General features: G+C 59.5%; 21 protein-coding genes. 13 read left to right on the top strand and 8 right to left on the bottom strand.

Annotation, left to right across the window (positions count from 1 at the left end):
- Window positions 1-24: 24 nt before the first annotated feature.
- Genes ccoN through ccoP form a run of 4 tightly spaced genes read left to right on the top strand, consistent with a single transcriptional unit; the run spans window position 25 to window position 3,269 of the window.
- Window positions 25-1,458 (top strand): cytochrome-c oxidase, cbb3-type subunit I, encoded by a 1,434-nt coding sequence (gene ccoN, locus MB824_RS05885; RefSeq protein WP_238746731.1) that lies wholly within the window; start codon window positions 25-27, stop codon window positions 1,456-1,458.
- Between the two features lie 21 nt (window positions 1,459-1,479).
- Window positions 1,480-2,091 (top strand): cytochrome-c oxidase, cbb3-type subunit II, encoded by a 612-nt coding sequence (ccoO, locus tag MB824_RS05880; protein WP_238746730.1) that lies wholly within the window; start codon window positions 1,480-1,482, stop codon window positions 2,089-2,091.
- 6 nt (window positions 2,092-2,097) lie between these two features.
- Entirely contained in the window at window positions 2,098-2,307 is a 210-nt protein-coding gene (locus tag MB824_RS05875; RefSeq protein WP_238746727.1) for a cbb3-type cytochrome oxidase subunit 3, read from the top strand.
- Window positions 2,307-3,269: a cytochrome-c oxidase, cbb3-type subunit III gene (gene ccoP / locus MB824_RS05870; protein ID WP_238746725.1), complete on the top strand. Its 963-nt coding sequence runs from the start codon at window positions 2,307-2,309 to the stop codon at window positions 3,267-3,269. The genes MB824_RS05875 and ccoP overlap by 1 nt, the downstream gene beginning before the upstream one ends.
- 147 nt (window positions 3,270-3,416) lie before the next feature.
- Here ccoP and MB824_RS05865 read toward each other — a convergent pair whose 3' ends face one another.
- Entirely contained in the window at window positions 3,417-3,893 is a 477-nt protein-coding gene (locus MB824_RS05865; RefSeq protein ID WP_238746723.1) for an FKBP-type peptidyl-prolyl cis-trans isomerase, read from the bottom strand.
- A 263-nt stretch (window positions 3,894-4,156) separates the two neighbouring features.
- On the opposite strand from MB824_RS05865, the gene MB824_RS05860 reads away from it, so the two are divergent.
- Together MB824_RS05860 and pcnB are read left to right on the top strand one after the other, a co-directional pair.
- Entirely contained in the window at window positions 4,157-4,549 is a 393-nt protein-coding gene (locus MB824_RS05860; RefSeq protein ID WP_238746720.1) for a hypothetical protein, read from the top strand.
- 187 nt (window positions 4,550-4,736) lie between these two features.
- Window positions 4,737-6,062 carry a polynucleotide adenylyltransferase PcnB gene (gene pcnB / locus MB824_RS05855; RefSeq protein WP_238746719.1) on the top strand — a complete coding sequence of 442 codons (1,326 nt, stop codon included), beginning with the start codon at window positions 4,737-4,739 and terminating at the stop codon, window positions 6,060-6,062.
- A gap of 246 nt (window positions 6,063-6,308) precedes the next feature.
- On the opposite strand, the gene MB824_RS05850 is transcribed toward pcnB, so the two are convergent.
- From MB824_RS05850 to MB824_RS05820, 7 genes are all read right to left on the bottom strand, one after another.
- On the bottom strand, window positions 6,309-6,944 hold the full coding sequence (locus tag MB824_RS05850; protein WP_238746714.1) for a tellurite resistance TerB family protein: 636 nt from the start codon (window positions 6,942-6,944) through the stop codon (window positions 6,309-6,311).
- Window positions 6,945-7,072: 128 nt separating this feature from the next.
- Entirely contained in the window at window positions 7,073-7,867 is a 795-nt protein-coding gene (proC, locus tag MB824_RS05845) for a pyrroline-5-carboxylate reductase (RefSeq protein WP_238746713.1), read from the bottom strand.
- Between the two features lie 79 nt (window positions 7,868-7,946).
- Window positions 7,947-8,159 (bottom strand): SlyX family protein, encoded by a 213-nt coding sequence (locus MB824_RS05840; RefSeq protein WP_238746707.1) that lies wholly within the window; start codon window positions 8,157-8,159, stop codon window positions 7,947-7,949.
- Entirely contained in the window at window positions 8,159-9,538 is a 1,380-nt protein-coding gene (locus MB824_RS05835; protein WP_238746705.1) for a Na+/H+ antiporter family protein, read from the bottom strand. Before MB824_RS05835 ends, MB824_RS05840 begins: the two co-directional genes overlap by 1 nt.
- Before the next feature lie 206 nt (window positions 9,539-9,744).
- Window positions 9,745-11,622 (bottom strand): PglL family O-oligosaccharyltransferase, encoded by a 1,878-nt coding sequence (locus MB824_RS05830; protein WP_238746701.1) that lies wholly within the window; start codon window positions 11,620-11,622, stop codon window positions 9,745-9,747.
- Complete coding sequence (locus tag MB824_RS05825; protein WP_238746699.1) at window positions 11,623-11,985, bottom strand: DUF2069 domain-containing protein; 363 nt, start codon at window positions 11,983-11,985, stop codon at window positions 11,623-11,625.
- 166 nt (window positions 11,986-12,151) lie between these two features.
- Window positions 12,152-12,502 carry a hypothetical protein gene (locus MB824_RS05820; RefSeq protein WP_238746697.1) on the bottom strand — a complete coding sequence of 117 codons (351 nt, stop codon included), beginning with the start codon at window positions 12,500-12,502 and terminating at the stop codon, window positions 12,152-12,154.
- Between the two features lie 255 nt (window positions 12,503-12,757).
- Here MB824_RS05820 and cysK point away from each other — a divergent pair, with 255 nt between their 5' ends.
- The 7 genes from cysK (at window position 12,758) to tatC (ending at window position 17,360) form a co-directional block, all read left to right on the top strand.
- The gene (cysK, locus tag MB824_RS05815; RefSeq protein WP_238746695.1) at window positions 12,758-13,690 is read left to right on the top strand and encodes a cysteine synthase A; all 933 of its coding nucleotides are present in this window, start codon (window positions 12,758-12,760) and stop codon (window positions 13,688-13,690) included.
- Window positions 13,691-13,856: 166 nt separating this feature from the next.
- The gene (locus MB824_RS05810) at window positions 13,857-14,333 is read left to right on the top strand and encodes a hypothetical protein (protein ID WP_238746693.1); all 477 of its coding nucleotides are present in this window, start codon (window positions 13,857-13,859) and stop codon (window positions 14,331-14,333) included.
- A 172-nt stretch (window positions 14,334-14,505) separates the two neighbouring features.
- Window positions 14,506-14,982, top strand: coding sequence for a transcription elongation factor GreA (greA, locus tag MB824_RS05805; protein ID WP_238746691.1), 477 nt, complete (start codon window positions 14,506-14,508; stop codon window positions 14,980-14,982).
- 79 nt (window positions 14,983-15,061) lie between these two features.
- A complete protein-coding gene (locus tag MB824_RS05800; protein WP_238746690.1) occupies window positions 15,062-15,607 on the top strand; it encodes a CreA family protein in 546 nt (181 codons plus the stop codon).
- A 304-nt stretch (window positions 15,608-15,911) separates the two neighbouring features.
- Window positions 15,912-16,145 (top strand): Sec-independent protein translocase subunit TatA, encoded by a 234-nt coding sequence (gene tatA, locus MB824_RS05795; protein WP_238746689.1) that lies wholly within the window; start codon window positions 15,912-15,914, stop codon window positions 16,143-16,145.
- A gap of 7 nt (window positions 16,146-16,152) precedes the next feature.
- Entirely contained in the window at window positions 16,153-16,605 is a 453-nt protein-coding gene (gene tatB, locus MB824_RS05790) for a Sec-independent protein translocase protein TatB (RefSeq protein WP_238746688.1), read from the top strand.
- The gene (gene tatC / locus MB824_RS05785; protein ID WP_238746686.1) at window positions 16,602-17,360 is read left to right on the top strand and encodes a twin-arginine translocase subunit TatC; all 759 of its coding nucleotides are present in this window, start codon (window positions 16,602-16,604) and stop codon (window positions 17,358-17,360) included. The genes tatB and tatC overlap by 4 nt, the downstream gene beginning before the upstream one ends.
- Window positions 17,361-17,386 lie beyond the last annotated feature (26 nt).

Raw genomic sequence — 17,386 nt, 5'->3', positions numbered from 1 at the left:
CGGTATTTATGGAGACTTTGAACAATGGAAACGCAAACCTACAACTATAAAGTGGTGCGCCAGTTTACCGTGATGACCGTGATTTGGGGCATCGTCGGCATGCTGGTGGGGGTGATTGCCGCCGCCCAGCTGCGCTGGCCGGAGTTGGATTTGTCCAACGTCGGTCCGTGGTTCCACTTCGGGCGCATCCGTCCGCTGCATACCAACGCGGTGATTTTCGCGTTTGGCGGCAGCGGCCTTTTCGCAACGTCTTACTATGTGGTGCAGCGCACCTGTAACACTCGCCTGTTCGGCGGCTGGCTGCCGGCCTTTACTTTCTGGGGCTGGCAGCTGGTGATTGTGCTGGCGGCGATTACCCTGCCGCTGGGCTACACCCAGGCCAAAGAATATGCCGAGCTGGAATGGCCGATCGACATCCTGATCGCGGCGGTGTGGATCGCCTACGCCATCGTGTTCTTCGGCACCATCGCTAAGCGCAAGGTAAAACACATTTATGTGGCCAACTGGTTCTACGGCGGCTACATTCTTGCGATTGCGCTGCTGCATATCGTCAACAATCTCAGCATCCCCGCTTCACCGATGAAGTCTTACCCCGTTTACTACGGTGCCATCGACGCGATGGTGCAGTGGTGGTACGGCCACAATGCGGTGGGCTTTTTCCTGACCGCGGCGTTCTTGGGCATGATGTACTACTTCGTTCCCAAGCAGGCCGGCCGTCCGGTTTACTCCTACCGTTTGTCGGTGGTGCACTTCTGGGCGCTGATTTTCACCTATATGTGGGCGGGCCCCCACCATCTTCACTACACCGCGCTGCCGGATTGGACGCAGTCGCTGGGTATGGTGCTGTCGCTGATTCTGTTCGCACCCTCTTGGGGCGGCATGATTAACGGCATCATGACGCTCTCCGGCGCCTGGGACAAACTGCGTACCGACCCGATTCTGAAATTCCTGGTGGTGTCGCTGTCTTTCTACGGCATGTCCACTTTCGAAGGCCCGATGATGTCGATCAAAGCGGTCAATGCGTTGAGCCATTACACCGACTGGACGGTCGGCCACGTGCACTCCGGCGCGCTGGGCTGGGTGGGCTTCGTTACCATCGGTTCGATCTACTACCTGATTCCGCGCTTGTTCGGCCGTAAGGAAATGTACAGCGTGAAACTGATCGACGCTCACTTCTGGATCGCCACCATTGGCGTGGTGTTCTATATCTCTTCGATGTGGATTGCCGGTGTGATGCAGGGTCTGTTGTGGAGCCAGCTCAACGCCGACGGCACGCTGACTCATGCGTTTATCGCTTCGGTCAGCCGCTCCAAGCCCTACTACGTTATCCGTTTCCTCGGCGGCGTACTGTATCTGAGCGGCATGGTACTGATGGCCTACAATATGTACCGCACCATTATGCAGGGCAAACCGGTCGATGCCGAAATCCCCGCGCTCGCACAAACACAGCACCATTAATAATACTAACAGGCTACCAAAATGAAATTACAAGCATTGGTTGAAGAGAAAGTCGGTTTCCTGATCGTGTTTACCTTTATCGTGATCAGTATCGGCTTGTTGGTTGAAGTCGTCCCGCTGTTTTTCACCAAAGAAGTGATCACGCCGACCAAAGGGGTCAAACCCTATACCGCGCTGCAGTCGGCCGGGCGCGACATCTATATCCGTGAAGGCTGCTACAACTGCCACTCGCAGATGATTCGCCCCTTCCGCGCCGAAACCGAACGCTACGGCCACTATTCGGTGGCCGGCGAATCGGTGTACGACCGCCCCTTCCAATGGGGTTCCAAACGTACCGGCCCTGATTTGGCGCGCGTGGGCGGCCGTTATTCCGACGAATGGCACCGCATCCACCTGATCAACCCGCGCGAAGTCGAACCCGAGTCCAATATGCCCGCATTCCCGTGGCTTGCGCGCAATAAGGTCGATATCGAAGCGACGGTCAGCAACCTGAAAGCCCAACAGCGTGCCGGTACCCCCTACACCGACGAAGAAATTGAAAAAGCACCGGAAGAGTTGAAAAATAAATCCGAGCTGGATGCGGTGGTTGCCTATCTGCAGGGCTTGGGTCTGGCGCTGAAAAACACAAGGTAAAACACTATGGATCTGAATGGGGTACGCATCTTGTTTACCTTGTGGGTATCGATCAGCTTTGCCCTGGTGGTTTATGTCGTGATGAACAAGCGCAACAAAGCCAATTACGACGAAGCGGCCAACAGCATCGTGGATGACCCCGATACGCCTGACGAGCAAACACAAACCAAAAAACAAGATGATGTCCAGTCAGAACATGGGCACGGAGCAAAATAATGGAATCACAATTCACCAGCCGATTTTGGCATTACTACATTATCGCAATAGTCGTTGCCAGCTTTATCGGCATCATATGGCTGCTGCTGTCGCAAAACAAAGTCAAAGCCCCGCCCAAAGGCGAAGAAGTCAAAACCATGGGTCATTCTTGGGACGGTATTGAGGAATACAACAACCCCCTGCCCAAGTGGTGGTTTTGGATGTTTATTTGTACCATTGTATTTGGTATCGCATATCTGATCGTCTATCCTGGCATGGGCGATTACAAAGGCATCTCCTTCGGCGGCGAACACTGGACCAGCCGCAATGCCTACCGCAAGGAAGTTCAGGCTGCCGAAGCGCAATACGGCAAGATATATAAGAAGTTTGCGCAGATGAAAGTCGAAGACGTCGCCAAGAATCCGGAAGCGATGAAAATCGGCCAAAACCTGTTTGCCACCTACTGTATCCAATGCCACGGCTCCGATGCCGAGGGTCGGCGTGGCTTCCCCAACCTGACCGACTCCGACTGGCTGTGGGGCGGTACGCCAGAGAAAATCCACGAAACCATCTCCAAAGGCCGTACCGGCGTGATGGCTGCTTGGGGTCCGAAATTCGGTGAAGAAGGCGTGAAAGACGTGGCCAACTATGTGATGTCGCTCTCCGGCAAGCAACATAACGAAGAGCGTGCCGCCCGCGGCCAGGCAACTTTTGCCGCCAACTGCGCGGTCTGCCATGGCGACAAAGGCCAGGGCAACCAGGGCATGGCACCGAACCTGACCGACAACACTTGGCTGTGGGGCGGCAGCGAAAAAGCCATTATCGAAACCATTACCGGCGGTCGCCACAACCAGATGCCGGCATGGGAAGGCTTTTTGACCGACGAAAAAATCCACATCCTGACCGCCTATGTGTGGGGCAAATCCCATCCCAAAGGCAAGGCTTTGCCGACCGACACCAAAAACGCCGTCGGCAGCAAATAAGCCATTTGGCCGCAAACCGGTTTTCAGGCTGCCTGTATTATTCAGGCAGCCTGAAAACTTTTTATGTATGGCATTTCGGCGTAATGCTGCGATAAAAAACGGGTAATGCAGCCAGTGCATTACCCGTTTTGTTTTCAACTCGGCAGTTTAATGATGGTGATGTCCGTGCGCGCCGTGGGCATGGCCGTGGGCGATTTCTTCGGCATTGGCTTCGCGAATGCTCTCGACAGTGCCTTGGAAGCGGATTTTCATCCCCGCCAGCGGGTGGTTGCCGTCCACCACCGCTTTGCCGTCGGCAACATCGGTTACCCGGTAGATAACGACGCCGTGCTGCGGGTCGTCGGCTTCAAACATCATGCCCGGCTCGACTTCCACCGGAAAGACTTTCACATCTTCAATGCGCACCAGCTCGGGATCTTGTTCGCCGAAAGCGTCTTCAGGCTGCATCAGCACATCAACGGTATCGCCGATGTTTTTTTCGTGCAGCGCTTCTTCCACCAGCGGGAAAATGCCGTCGTAGCCGCCGTGCAGATACACCATCGGTTCGGTGGTTTCGTCAAGCAGGTTGTTGTCGGCATCGTACATTTTGTAATGCAGGCCGACTACGGAGTTTTTCTTAATCATTCTGTTTCCTTTTAAGTTGGGATGGGACGGTTGCGGATTTCGTGGAATGGCCATCTTTTGCGGGGCGTGAGTATAGCACAATGGCGGCGGGGCAAATTTATCGTCTTGTTGCGTGAATGCAACGAGGAATTGACGTTTTGACAAATAAATACACAAACAAAATATCGGCTTAATTTATTTGCGAATATGTGGGCGGGTTTTTAATTTACTGCCGTTTTCCGTCATATTGCCAATTTGCGCAAATTCAGGCACAATACGCCCCGTTGCAAAACCAAACGGGCGTCTTTAGGAAGATTCCTTCTCAAGGTCAGCTCGCTTTTTTACTTGTTTTTATTGTTTTACTAAGGTTGTTAAAAATGAAAAAATCTCTGATCGCTGCCGCATTGTTGACTCTGTTCGTTGCCGCTTGTAACGATGCTCAGAAAGCTGCTGAAAATGCCGCTTCTGCCGCCGCTTCCCAAGTAAGCAGCGAAATGGCTTCTGCAGCATCTGCTGCCGGTGCAATGGCCAGCGAAGCTGCCGCTACTGCTTCTGAAGTAAAAGCCGATGCCAAAGAAGCTGTTGAAGAAGTAAAAACCGAAGCAAAAGAAGCCGTTCAAGAAACTGCTTCTGCTGCTAAAGCCGCTGCTTCCGAAGTTGCTTCTGCCGCTAAATAAGCTGCCGCAGTTATCTGCTGTTACCGGAGCCGAATACTTTTGGGTATTCGGCTTTGGTTTTGTATATCTTGCCCGTTTTACGCGGCGATGATGCCGCCAATTCGTTATGACGGCTGCCGCGCTTTGTCCGGCAGTCCTGTTGCGTCTGGATTCGCAAGCGAATTTCAGGCTGCCTGAGAAATACGCCATGCTGAAAAAATGGTTGGACAGCGTTTTTAGCAAGCGCAAACCACACAACAAAAATACCGGCGAACGCTACCCCTACCCACTCGATATCGAAGGCACCGCCGCCGAATCGGTGCTCAAACGCCTGCATCGCGCCGGCTATCAGGGCTATCTGGTCGGCGGAGCCGTGCGCGATTTGCTGTTGGGCATGGAGCCCAAAGATTTTGACGTCGCCACCGACGCCACGCCCGAAGAAGTGCGCAAAATCTTCCGCCGCAGCCGGATTATCGGCCGCCGCTTTCAAATCGTTCATGTGATGGTCGGTGCCGAAACCATCGAAGTCAGCACTTTCCGCAGTGGCGGCAAAGTGCGGCGCAACGAGCACGGCCGGATTATGAACGACAACGCCTACGGCACGCTCGAGCAGGACGCCCTGCGCCGCGATTTCACCTGCAACGCTCTGTATTACGACTGCGAGCGCGGCGAAATCATCGACCGCTGCGGCGGTCTGGCCGACATCCGCGCACGGCGGCTGGTGATGATCGGCAACGCCGCCGAGCGCTATCAGGAAGACCCCGTGCGCATTCTGCGGGCGGTGCGTCTGTCGGGCAAACTCGGTTTCGAAGTTGATGCCGCCACCGCCGCGCCGATTGCCGAAGCCGCCGTGCTGCTGCAGCGCGAGCCGGTGGCGCGGCTGTTTGACGAACTGCTGAAAATCCTGTTTTCCGGCCATGCCGCCGGCTGCCTGGTGCAGCTCAAGCAACTTGGCGTGTCCGCCGACATCCATCCGATTCTCACCGCCATGCTCGACAGCAGCGGGCAGCCTGAAAGCCATATTGCCGCCGATGCGCTGCGCCAAACCGACCGCCGTTTGGGCGAAGGCAAAACCGTATCGGTAGGTTTCGTGCTGGCGGCCGTGTTGTGGCCGGAGCTGGAATGGCGGCTGAAACAAAACGCCGCCGCCCACAAATCCGCCGCCGCCATGAATGCCGCCATCAGCGATGTGCGCGACAGCATCGAAAAAGGCTGGGGCGTGCCGCAGCGCTTTGCCGCCACCATGCGCGAAATCTGGGCGCTGCAGCCGCAGTTTGCCTATTGCCGCGGCAGCCGCCCTTTCCGCCTGCTGGCGCAGCCGCGCTTTCGTGCCGCCTACGATTTTCTGCTGTTGCGGGCCGCGCACGACGACAGCCTGCGCCCGCTGGCCGAGTGGTGGACGCGTTTTCAGCACGCCGGTGAAGACGAGCGCAACGAAATGGTGCAAAACGCACCGGCAGACGCCCCGCCGGCCGGCAAACGCCGACGCCGCAAGCCGCGCAAGAAAAAGCCAAGCGGCAGCAGCGCAGAATAGAATCTTGCCTGCGGTCAGACAAATGCCAGATTGTTTCAGGCTGCCTTTTGCACGACAAAGGCAGCCTGAAAAGCATTTGGGGCAGCGTTTCAGGCTGCCTGTGCGCTGTCGGATAGATACGTTTGGTTTGACGACACGCAAAGCAGCCTGAAAACATCCGCCCCGCCGGGAGAACACCGGCGGGGCGAATGCTTTTGAGTGCCTTATCGGGCGCAGGACGGCTTTCAGGCTGCCTGCTGTCGCAGTTTAGAAACCGGCCTGCTGTTCCAACTGCTCGACAAACTGCGCTTCCAGTCCGAAAGCATCGGCCAGTTGCGACAAGAAAACGATTTCCTTGCGCGAGAGCTCGCCGCACACCATGCGGGCGGCGAGATAAGCCTCGGCCGCCGCTGCGGTATCGCCGCCGGCCAGCTGTGCCAGTTCGGCAGGTGTGGCGGGGTTCTGGCTTTCGGCCAGCAGCCATTGGCGGCTTTCCTCGTCATCGCCGCCTTCCTGGCTGATCAGTTTGAGCTCGGCTTCGTCAATCTGACCGTCGGCCGCGGCGGCGGCAATCATGGTTTTCAGAATCAAACGGCCGGCATTTTGCGCCTGTTCGCCCTGCGGCTCGAAAGCGTTTTGCGCCAGCAGCGGCGCCGACTGGGCGGTTTGGCCGCCAGCGGCATTACGGCTTTGCTGCCAGTTTTGGTAGGCGTGGTAGGCCAGCGCACCCAGGGCGGTGGCCGAGCCGGTGGTCAGCAGCCGGCTGCGGGTTTTCTTGCTCAGCAGCATCGCTGCCAGCCCGGCCACCGCCGCGCCGCCGCCGAGCTTGTCGATCAGGCTTTTGTCGCCGCCGCTTTGCTGCACGCCGCCGAGCACTTGGTTAAGCAGGTTTTGGAAGTTCATGGTGGATCCTTTGCGGGTTGGGAAGTGGCAAGGGTAGGCAAAACGCATTCGTTTGGCAATGGCAAAAGCAGCCTGAAAAGCGAAAACCGGCTTTCAGGCTGCTTTTGGCGTTTGCTGGCACATCCGGCTCAGGCAAACTGCGCGGCCATTTCTTCGGAGCGGGTGGCGGCGGCGGCGGCGCCTTGCTGCAGATTCTCGGCGACGCGGTTGCTGCGGAAGCTTTCCAGCGCGGCGAAGGTGGTGCCGCCTTTGGAAGTAACTTTGTCCTGCAAAACGCGGAAGTCTTCGCCGGACTGCTCGGCCAGGGCGACGGCGCCTTTGAAGGTGGCCAGGCTCAGGGTGCGTGCCTGCTGCGGGTCGAAGCCGAGATTTTGCGCCGCCTGCTGCAGGGCGTCGAGCAGGTAGAAGACGTAGGCGGGGCCGCTGCCGCTGATGCCGGTGATGGCGTGCATTTGCGCTTCGGTGTCGAGCCAGAGGGTTTGGCCGCTGCTGCCCATGATGGCTTCGGCGCGGCGGCGGTCGTCTTCGCTGGTGCCGCTGCCGGCAAACAGGCCGGAGATGCCTTCGCCGACTTGGGCGGGGGTGTTGGGCATTACGCGCACGATGCGCTGTGTGCCGCCGAGATAGCGCGATAGGGTGGCAACGGGCAGGCCGGCGGCAACGGACAGTACCAGCGCACCGTTGTGGCGGATGCCGGCGCAGGCCGTTTCCATATCCTGCGGTTTGACGGCAAGCACCAGCACGTCGTCGGCGGTGAGTTCGGGTAGGGTGTCGGAAGCGGCGGCGCCGTATTGCTCGTTTAGAAAGTGGCGTCTGTCGGCGTTGTTATCGACCACGTGGACGGCGGTTTCGGGCGAGATGCGGTGCAGGCCGGCGATGATGGCGCCGGCCATATTGCCGCCGCCGAGAAAGTAAACGGTCATATCGGAATCCTTGTGTGTTGGGGACGGGATGAAAGGCAGGCAGCCTGAAAAGGGTTTTTCAGGCTGCCTGCGGCTGTATTCAGTAATGCGGCGGGATTTCTTCCTGCGGGGCGAAGGGTTTGCCGGCATCCTGCGCCTGCTGCTGGCGCTGGTAGAGCAGCCTGAGCTGCGCCTGCTGCAAATCGAGGGTTTGGCGCAGGTCGGCAACGGTGTCGTTCAGGCTGGCCAGCAGTTCGTCCTGCAGGGCGAGACGGATTTCCAGCTCGGTAATACGCTCTTCCAACTGTTCCATTACAGCACCATGGCGGCAATCCAGCCGGCGATAAACAGCGGGATGTTGTAGTGGATAAAGGTGGGAATCACGCTGTCGCGCATGTGGTTGTGCTGGCCGTCGGCATCCAGCCCCATGGTCGGGCCGAGGGTGGAGTCGGAGGCAGGGGAACCGGCATCGCCGAGTGCGCCGGCGGTGCCGATAATCGCCACGGTGGCCAGCGGCGAGAAACCGAGTCCCACGCATAGCGGCACATAAATCGAAGTGATGATGGGCAGGGTGGAGAAGGAGCTGCCGATGCCCATGGTTACCAGCAGGCCGACCATCAGCATGGCGAAGGCGGCCATCGCCTTGCTGCCGGCAAACATGCTGGCGCTGGCGTCCACCAGCGGTTTGATTTCGCCGGTGGCGTTCATCACTTCGGCAAAGCCCTGCGCGGCAATCATAATGAAGCCGACCATCGCCATCATGCGGATGCCTTGGTTGAACACGCTGTCGGCTTCTTTGCGCTGCACCACGCCGAGCATCATAAAGACGGCAAAACCGAGCATTGCGCCCAGCAGCAGCGCGTCTTTGTAAATCAGCTGGATGGCGAAGCACACCAAAATCGCGATGCCGGCAACCAGGCTGCGGTAGGCCGAAACTTTGGGCAGCGCGGCGCTGTTTTCTTCATTGCTGCGGTCGATTTCGCGGTCTTGGTAGATGCGCTCGCGGCCGTAGTGGACAAAGGCCAGCAGCAGGCCGGCAACCATGCCCAGCGCCGGAATCGCCATTGCGTGCATCACATTGATGCCGTGCACGTCCATGCCCGATTTTTCCACGTTGGCCAGCAGGATTTTGTTCAGGAACACCGCGCCGAAGCCGTAGGGCAGGAACATATAGGTGGTTACCAGGCCGAAAGTGATGGCGCAGGCGATCAGGCGGCGGTCGATGCGCAGGCGGTTGAACACGCCCAACAGCGGCGGAATCATCATCGGAATAAAGGCGATGTGGATGGGGACGATGTTCTGGCTCGACACCGCCATCAGCACGATGCCGCCGATCAGCACCCATTTGAGCAGGTTGATGCGCGGCGGGATTTTGTCGTTGCGGCCTTTGTCGAGCCGGCGGATGATGGCGCCCGCCATCTGCTGCGGCAGGCCGGAGTGGGTGATGGCCATCGCAAAGGCGCCGAGCATGGCGTAGGAAAGGGCGATGTTGGCGCCGTTGGCCAAACCAGCCTGAAAGTGCGACATCACGCCCTGGGTAACGACATTGCCCGCCGCATCGTTTACGTCTGCCAGCGGCAATCCGGCCGCTAGCCCGCCGGCAAAGGCGCCGACCACCAGGCTGAGCACCACGTGCACCCGTGCCAGCGACAACACCAGCATCACCAGCACGCCGATAATTACAGCATTCATAGTTTGGTATTCCTTGTGTGAGGCAGCCTGAAAGAAACGGGACGCCGCTGCGGCCGCCTGGTTGCCGCGCCCCGCCGTGGCTGCCCATTATCCGGCAGCGGCAGCGGTTTAACAAGTTTTAACGCGGGCGGCGAAACGTTTTCAGGCTGCCTTGCGCCGCGGTTAAGGGGCAAAAAAGGCAGCCTGAAAATATTGCCGGCGCTGATTTAACGGGCGGGCGCCGAAACGGATGATGCGGCCGCCGGCAGCGGCGGCGCGGCGGTGATGCAGGAATCAGGGCGGCCGATGCTTTGGTAGTAGGCGCGGCAGTGTTTGCCGTAGCCGGCCAAAAGTTCAGGGTAGTAGCTGCTGGCCGAGAGCGCCGAGCCGTAGGCATCGAGTCGGGCGGGGTAGTAGCGGTAAGCCGCTTCCATCCAGCGTTCGGCTTCGGCTTTGTCGCCGTTGCGGTAGGCCAGAAGCGCCCATTTGTAGCTGTTGGCGAAGGGGCGGTAGCGCAGGGCGTCGCGGCCGGCCTGATACGCCCAGTCGGGGAAACGTCCGTCGCGCGGGTCGATGTAGTTCATCAGATGGTATTGGGCGTAATACTTGAGCATCGGTTCGGTTTTGGCGATTTGCAGCAGGCTCATGGTATTGCGGCTGCGCTCGCGCAAATCGGCCGGAATATTGCCGGCCACGGCGCGCAGCTCCTGATAGGCCGCCGCCAGCCGCATAATGCCGCCGCACAAGGCCAGCGCCAGCAGCGCGGCCATGCCGCTGTAGATTAGGCCGGATCTTGTCGCGTCGTCGGTTTTCAGGCTGCCTGAAACAGCGGTTTCGCGTGCAGGCGGTGCAAAGCCGACAAACAGCGAAAAAGCGCTGAGAAAATAGATGTACCACAGCGGATATTCGAGCAGGCTGTGCACCAGCGACACCGAAATCGCGCCCAGCACAAACACGCCCTGCGCGGCATGGGCGCGTTTCAGGCTGCCGCGCAGTACCCACAGCAGTCCGCCCAGCACCAGCGCGGTGCCGGCGATGCCCATTTCGGCGAGCAGGTTGAGTAGAGAGTTGTGGCTGTGGGTGAACAGCACGCCGTTTTCGTAGGGGCGGTAGCCGTCGGGATAGACGTCGTTAATCAGAAAGCCCTGCAGGGAATAACTGCCCCAGCCGTGGCCGAACCACGGAGCAGCCTGAAACGATTTCCATGCTTTGAGCCATTCGTAGTGGCGGCCGGACTGGCCGAAAGAGCTGCTGCCCAGTCGCTCGGCGGCGCTGGTCATGTTTTTGCCGTCGGCCAGCGCCAGCAGCGGTTCGAGCGCAAACTGAAACAGCAGCACCGCCGCGCCGGCAGCCGCCATGCACCACAGGCTGCGATTGATTTGGCGCCCGCCGAAGCAGCGCGCCAGCGGCAGCAGCAGCGCCAGCGCCAGCAGATAGCCGAACACCGTGCGCGAGCCGGTCAGGCCGATGGTGGCGGCGAGAAAAACAATCAGCGGCAGCGCCAGATAGGCGGCCAGCCGGCGCTGTCCCCACAAATAGGCGGCTGCCAGCACGCCCCACATTAGATAGTGGCCGAAATGGTTGCGCTGACCGAGCTGGCCTTCAACGATGCCGTTGCGGTACATCAGCAGCCCTTTGAACTGCGCCGCCAGGCCGGTGTACTGCAGCCAGCCGATTACCGCCTGCACCAGACACGCCCACAGCAGCACCCAGGCCAGCACCGATACCGCGCGCTCCTGGCCGATTTTGTCGATCCAGCCGCGCGCCGCCCAAGCGCCGAGCGCCAGAATCAGAAAGGACCACGCCGCCATATCGTTCTGACCGGTATAGCCCACTTCCATCAGCCGTGCCTGTCCCGCCCAAAACAGCGCCAGCGCGGTGAAATACCATGCGGCGGCAGGCGGACGGTTTTTCAGGCAGCCTGAAAACACGCTGGCCAGCACCCACAGCAGCACAAACAGCAGCGAGCCGCTTTCAAGGAAAAAACTCGGCAGCGGGCCGACGCGGTAAATCGACAAAAAGGGCAGGGCGGCCACCAGCGTCAGGCCGAACCACAGCGGCAGCACGCGCCACTCCAACAGCGGCAGGCGGGAAGAATCGGACATTTAGGGTTTCCGTTTGTTTTTGAATTGTTTGAGATAGGCCAGGCACAGCACGAAAAACAGCACCGAGAGCGCGGTTTCGGCGGCGGCGAACCAGCGGCTGGCCGGCACGGCATCAAACAGCCGCATCACGCCTTCGGTGAAATAAAACAGCACCAGCATCGAAGCATACTGGTAAGTGTAGATTTTTCCCGACAAAATACCGCGCGCGGGCAGCAGCAGCGGCAGCAGTTTGATCAGCGGCAGCCAGCTGCCGTTGTGCAGCGGCGCGGCCAGCCAGTCCCACCACAGGGTGAGCAGCACCAGCGCAAACCATGCGGCGGCAGCGGGGCGGTGGGAGCGGGTGGGGGCAGAATCGGACGTCATCGTGTGCTTTGGGTTTTCAGGCTGCTTTTTAGGATGCGGCGGCAGCCTGAAGACGGGGTAAAAGGCGCGGATTATATAGCGGATGCGGCAGGCACTCTATATAAAACAGGCAGCCTGAAAAGCCGAATGCACGTTTTCAGGCTGCCTGTGCCGGTTTGGGGAGGCCTTACGAAACCTTTTTGCCCGCTGGCCTGCCGATAACAAACAGCAAAAGCATAAAGCCTGCCGCCAGCCCCGCCGACCATGCAAAACGGCTGCCGCCGCTATCATCGGGCGCAAGACCGCCGAAAGGCGACGGCGCCGCTCCGAGCAGCAGCAACAGCAGGTAAACGGCAAACAGCGCATCCGCCGCTTTGGTAGTGCTGGGCGTTTTTGCCCGGGCGCCTGCCGTCTGCACCAGCGCCGCTACCGCTGAATAGGCGGCATAGCCCGCAGGGTCGAAGTGCCGGTGGTTCACAGTAAAAAAGACGACGAAAAACAGACCGTGTGCCAGCAGCAGGAATAATGTTTTTTTCATTTTTTGTCCGAAAGGTGGGGATGCGGGTCATCTCATTATAAAGATTCCCGCCATGCGGCGGCAGGCAGCCTGAAAGCGGCAAACCGTTTTCAGGCTGCCGCATAGCGCGGGCGGTTATAAGGCAAAGCAGCACAAAGTCTTTCGTTGCGGCGGTGCGGTGCGTAGCATGGCGCCTTTCGCGTTTGCTATACTGCGCGGCGCAACACGATACGCGCGGTTTCCCGCTTTCCAACACTCGATATAAGGATCTGCACCATGAACATCGCTTCCAGCATCATCGACCTGATCGGCAACACCCCGCTGGTGGAACTGCAACGCCTGGGCAAAGGACTGCCCGGCCGCGTCGCCGCCAAACTGGAGTTTTTCAACCCCGGCAGCAGCGTGAAAGACCGCATCGCCATTTCCATGCTGGAAGCGGCGGAGAAAGCGGGAAAAATCAATGAAAAAACCATTATCGTCGAAGCCACCAGCGGCAACACCGGCATCGGCTTGGCGATGGTATGCGCCGCCAAAGGCTACAAACTGGTCATCACCATGCCCGAGAGCATGAGCCGCGAGCGCCGCATGCTGCTGCGCGCCTACGGCGCCGAACTGGTGCTGACCCCCGCCGCCGAGGGCATGGGCGGCGCGCTGGCCAAAGCCGAAGAGTTTGTGAAAAATAATCCCGATGTTTATTTCATGCCGCGCCAGTTTGACAACCCCGCCAATGTTGAAATCCACCGCCAGACCACCGCCGAAGAAGTGTGGCGCGACACCGACGGCCAAGTCGATATTTTCGTGGCCGGCGTCGGCACCGGCGGCACCGTAACCGGCGTGGGCGAAGTGCTCAAATCGCGCAAACCCGGCGTGCAGGTGTATGCCGTTGAGCCGGCCGCATCGGCCGTTTTGAGCGGCGGCCAGAAAGGCCCTCACCCGATTCAGGGCTTGGGCGCCGGCTTTGTGCCCAGCATTCTCAACACCGAAATCTACGACGGCGTCATCCAGGTGGCCAACGACGACGCCTTTGCCACCGCCCGCGCGATGGCCGAACAGGAAGGCATTTTGGTCGGCATCTCATCCGGCGCCGCCGTATGGAGCGCCCTGCAGCTGGCCGCCAAGCCGGAAAACAAAGACAAACTGATCGTGGTGGTGATTCCGTCTTACGGCGAGCGCTACCTGTCCACCCCGCTGTTTGCCGATCTGGCCTGATTCAGGCTGCTTTGCGCGGACTGTCCCGGCATCCGGCGGGGCGGTCCGCTGCTTTTACGGCAGCCTGAAATCGGGTAGAATCGCGGCATTTTTCAACCCGGTTATTTTGGTTGGTGCGTTGCGCGCCGTATTTTTTCAGACTGCCTGAAACGCGCCGGCCCGTTTTATGTGGAGATTGCCCGTGATGGTAAGAAAATCCCCCGTCCTGCTGCTTGCCGCCATGCTGGCGCTGGCCGCTTGCGACGCCACCCTGAATCCGCCGAGCAGCCGTCCGGCCGACAGCGGCTACACGCTCGCATCCAGCCACTGGTCGGATGTTGCCAAAATCCGCGCTGAAGCCCAGCGTTTGGGCACGCAGGTGCGCGGCGGCAAAATGACCAAAGTCCAAGCCGCGCAATACCTGAACCGTTACCGCCTGAAACTGGTGGGCGCCAACAGCGTCGATGACAGCGTGTACGACGTTTACCTGCGCGCTGCGGTGGACAGCCAATCGGGCAAAATCAGCCCGCAGCAGGCGAAGAATTACGTTGAAAACGCGCTCAAAGGCTGGCAGCAGCGCTGGCCGTATGTGCGCAAAAAGCCGAGCAACCCCGCATTTGCCAACTTCCTGCTCGAACACATGGGCATGACGCCGCTCAAATAAACCGATAGCGGCCGAATCAGGCGGGCGGAGCAGGGCTTCCCCGCCGTATTGTTTTTTATTGCCGGTTTGGTACAATGCGCCACAATCTTTCCATACCCGCAAGCCGCCGAAGACAGCGGCTTGCCTTTTTATTGATTTCAGGCAGTCTGAAAGACGCCTGAGGAGAACCACTATGCAAAAAATCCCCTTAACCGAATACGGCGCCGAACTGTTGCGCGGCGAACTGCAGCAGCTCAAGAGCGTTGCCCGTCCCGAAGTAATCGCCGCGATTGCCGAAGCGCGCTCGCACGGCGATTTGTCGGAAAACGCCGAATACGAAGCCGCCAAAGAGCGCCAGGGCTTTATCGAAGGGCGCATTGCCGAAATCGAAGGCAAGCTCGCCCGCGCCCTGGTAGTCAAACCCGCCGAAATCCACGCCGAGGGCAAAGTGGTGTTCGGCGCCACCGTAACCCTGTCCGATGCCGACAACGGCGACGAAGTGCGCTACCAAATCGTCGGCGACGACGAAGCCGATATCAAGCATTTCAAAATCTCCGTCAATTCGCCCATCGCCCGTGCGATGATCGGCAAAGAAGAGGGCGACATCGCCGAAGTGCAGGCGCCCGGCGGCGTGCGCGAATACGAAATCGTCAGCGTCGAATACATCTGACGGCCGTTTTGCTTTTCAGGCTGCCTTAATCGCGGCAGCCTGAAAAGCAGCCAGAAAACCCGAAACAAGGACGAAGCCCGTGAAACCCCATCTGCCCCTGCTGTGCGCGCTGGCGCTGGCGCTGGCCGCCTGCGGCCAAGACACCGACAAAATCGGCGATGCCGACACCGTATTCAACCTGCTGGGCAAGAACGACCGCATCGAAGTGGAAGGTTTCGACGATCCCGACGTCAAAGGCGTGGCCTGCTATATTTCCTACGCCAAAAAAGGCGGCCTGAAAGAAACGGTGAATCTGGAAGAAGACGCCAGCGACGCATCGGTATCCTGCGTGCAGAGCGCGCCGCAGATCGAATACGACGAAAACGTGGTGAAAAAACCGCGCCAAGTGTTCAAACGCAGCGCCAGCTTCGCCTTCAAAAGCCAGCAGATCATCCGCTACTACGACCCCAAGCGCAAAGCCTTCGCCTATCTGGTATACAGCGACAAAATCATCCAAGGCTCGCCGAAAAACTCGCTCAGCAGCATCGCCTGCTACGGCGGCGTACCCGCTTCCGGCGTTGAAGCCGCGCAGTCCGAAGGCAAGCAGGTGCACGGCGTGTGCGTGATTACGCCGCTCAAATCCTGAGCGGCAGCGCCGTTGCCGCGTTTCAGGCAGCCTGCGTAGCGTAGCGCAGTTGCGGAGCTAAAACCGTGGCGGCCGTTGAGCCCCAAGCGCCGCTCGTGCCAAAAAACGCGCCTGCGGCCGGCAAAATAAATTACAATACGGCAGCCTGAAATATCGCTATTTCAGGCTGCTTGCATAAAAGACAGCCGTATCGGCCGCCGATACCGCCCCGCAACGCTTTCAGGCAGCCTGAAAACCGTTTTACCCGATCCGAACGGCGCGGCCGGCATCCGCCGCATCCGTCCCTTACCCGAAAGGAAACATCATGGGTCTCTCATCTGTCAGCCACTGGCTGATCGTTTTACTGATAGTGGTGCTGGTATTCGGCACCGCCAAACTGCGCAACATCGGCCGCGATCTGGGCGGCGCGGTGCACGATTTCAAAGAAGGCCTGAACCAGGGCAGCGAAAATAAAGACGCCCCTGCGGAAAAAACCGCTGAAAACACCGCAGAAAAAGCCGAAGGCGGCGAATCGTCCGACGGCGGCAAAGCAGCCTGAAAAACCAATGTTTGATTTCAGCTTCAACGAAATGCTGGTAGCGGGCGCCGTCGCGCTGGTGGTGCTCGGCCCCGAGCGCCTGCCCAAAGTGGCGCGCACCGCCGGCCGCTGGGCGGGCAAAATCCGCAGCCTGGCTGCCGGCATGAAAGAAGAGCTGATGCGCCAGGTTGAAGCGTCCGAACTCTCTGCGGTGAAAGACGAATTGCAGCAGGCCGCCGGCCAATTGCAGGGCAGCCTGAACGAAGCCGCTGCCGACATCGGCCGCGATGCCGACGGCCTGTCGGCCTGGGAGCGCCTGCCGCCGCTGAAAACGCCCGCCGACTTCGGTATCGACGAATACGCCCCGCCGCCGGTTCAGGCCGGTTTTTATACCAAATCGCTGCGCAAACAGGCGATGGCGCGCAAACGCGACCTGCGCCCGCGCTACCGTCCCAAGCCGCGCTTAAGGAGCCGCCGTTGAGCGAAGAACAACTGGGCGTGGGCCAGCCCCTGATCGAGCACCTGATCGAACTGCGCCGCCGCCTGCTGTGGGCGGCGTCGGTGTTCGTGCTGTGCCTGCTCGCGCTTTTGCCCTTTGCCAAGCAGATTTACGCGCTGGTGGCGCAGCCGCTGATGGCGGCGCTGCCGCAGGGCACGCACATGATTGCCACCGATGTGGCGGCGCCGTTTTTCGTGCCGTTGAAGGTAACGGCGATGGCCGCCTTTCTGCTGTCGCTGCCGCATACGCTGTTCCAGCTGTGGGCGTTTGTCGCCCCCGCGCTCTACAAGCAGGAAAAACGGCTGGTGCTGCCGCTGCTGCTCTCGAGCCTGACGCTGTTTGCCGCCGGCATGGCGTTTTGCTATTTCCTGGTGTTTCCGGTGGTGTTCAAATTCTTGAGCGGCACCACGCCCGACGGCGTGAATATGGCCACCGACATCGGCAATTACGTGTCTTTCGTCATCGGCATGTTTGTCGCCTTCGGCACCGCTTTTGAAGTGCCGGTGGCGGTGGTGCTGCTGCACCGCATGGGCGTGATCAGCCTGGAAAAACTGAAGCAGGCGCGGCCGTATGTGGTGGTGGGCGCCTTTATTGTCGCCGCGGTGCTGACCCCGCCCGACGTGCTGTCGCAGTTTATGCTGGCGGTGCCGATGCTGCTACTCTACGAAATCGGCATTATCGTCTGCCGTTTTGGCGGCAAAGCGGCGGCGGAAAACGAAAAAACACCGCAGCAGTAATCCGTTATCCCGCGGCAGCCTCCGCG

Source organism: Kingella pumchi (assembly GCF_022288825.1).
Taxonomy (GTDB): Bacteria; Pseudomonadota; Gammaproteobacteria; order Burkholderiales; family Neisseriaceae; genus Kingella_D; species Kingella_D pumchi.
This window is presented reverse-complemented; position numbering and strand designations above follow the sequence as displayed.